Genomic DNA, 1,624 nt, shown 5'->3' with positions numbered 1-1,624 from the left:
GACCCGCCGCCAGGTCGGGGGCCACGGTCACCCGGGCGCCCCTGCCCACCGCGCGAACGATGTGGCCGGCTTCTTCGGGGCTGGAGGCCTGCCAGAGCACGCCTTCAAACAGCCCCGCGGCCCGGGCGGCGGCCAGGTACGCCCGCTTCTTGAGCTGGCGGGGGCTGTCGACCCGGCGGGCCAGCGGCCCGGGCAGCACCCCCTTCCACCCGCCCGTGGCGAGCGCGCCGGGGTGCAGTTCCCCACGGGGGGCCAGCACCACCGGGCGGGGGGGGAGCGCCCCCATGCGCCGCAGCACGAGCGGCGCCAGCGCCATCTGCGGCGAGAAGAGGCTGTTCAGGTACAGCACGTCGTATTCGGCGGCCCGCAGGACGCGGCGGAGCCCCGCCGGGTTCAGCCGCGCGGCGTCCAGGTACATCACCTCGGCCCCGTCCACCGCCGTCCATCGTCCCGGCACCACGCCGTGGTAGGGGGCGGGGTCGCAGGCGTCGTGGTCGCGGGTGACGATGCGGAAGCGGAAATCGCCGCCCAGGTGCCGCACCAGATGCTGGACGCTGCGGACCGGCCCCCCGGCTCTGTTGCCGGGAAGATAGTGGTCCATGAGCGCGAGCACGTTGGGGCGCATGTCGGCGGCGAAACGGTGGGATCAGGATGAAAGCCGGAGTTCCCGCGGCTCCCGGCAGGGGACCGGGGCGAGGAGGCGGGACGTGAATTATAGCCCCGCGCGAGCGGGAGCGCACCCCCCGGGCGCGCGCAACTGCAACGCAGGTGCAACAGCGGGGCGAGGCGGACGGGAGCCGCGGCGCGGGACGGGCGCGGGGGACCGGGGCGGATAGGTACCGCGCGGGCGGCGTCTCCGGCGCCCGCCCCGTCCCCCAACGGCTTGAGGCAGTCAGCCCGCGCGGGCCGGGGCGCGCGGCGCCCGGTGCGCCGCAAGCACCGCCTCGGCCACCCGCTCCATCTCCGCCTGCGCGAGGTTGCTTCCCGACGGGAGGCAGAGCCCGCGGGTGAAGAGGTCTTCGGCCACCTCTCCCCCCCACCGGGGGTAGCTGGCGAACACGGGCTGCAGGTGCATGGGCTTCCACACCGGCCGGGCCTCGATGTTGGCGGCTTCCAGCGCCAGCCGCAGCCCCTCGCGGTCCGTGCCGAACGCGGCCTCATCTACCGTCAGCGTGGTGAGCCAGCGCGAGTGCCGGCCCCACGGCGCCTCGGGCATCCACTCCAGCCCCGGCACGCCGGCGAGTTCGCGCCGGTAGAAGTCAAACACGGCGCGGCGGGCCAGCACGCGCTCTTCCAGCACCTCCAGCTGCCCCCGGCCGATGGCCGCCAGGACGTTGCTGAGCCGGTAGTTGTAGCCGATTTCGGAGTGCTGGTAGTGCGGCGCGGCGTCGCGTGCCTGTGTCGCCAGCTTGCGGGCGTGGGCGATCAGTTCCCCGTCGTCGGACACCAGCATCCCGCCGCCCGACGTGGTGATGACCTTGTTGCCGTTGAACGAAAAGATCCCGGACTGCCCCAGCGTTCCCGGAGCGCGGCCGTGGTAGGTGGCGCCCAGCGCCTCGGCCGCGTCCTCCACCAGGGCCACCCCGTGCGCCCGGCACGCCTGCACGACAGGATCCAGGTCGGC

1 protein-coding gene and 1 pseudogene are annotated in these 1,624 nt (G+C 74.5%); both read right to left on the bottom strand.

Annotated elements, in window-relative coordinates; genetic code table 11:
* Nucleotides 1–625, bottom strand: a pseudogene (locus tag VF665_RS22955) (glycosyl transferase family 1); the annotation flags it as partial.
* A 267-nt stretch (nucleotides 626–892) separates the two neighbouring features.
* The coding region (locus VF665_RS22950) for a DegT/DnrJ/EryC1/StrS family aminotransferase (protein WP_331055812.1) at nucleotides 893–1,624 on the bottom strand (732 nt) is incomplete at its 5' end.

It is taken from the genome of Longimicrobium sp., from assembly GCF_036387355.1.
Classification (GTDB): domain Bacteria; phylum Gemmatimonadota; class Gemmatimonadetes; order Longimicrobiales; family Longimicrobiaceae; genus Longimicrobium.
This window is presented reverse-complemented; position numbering and strand designations above follow the sequence as displayed.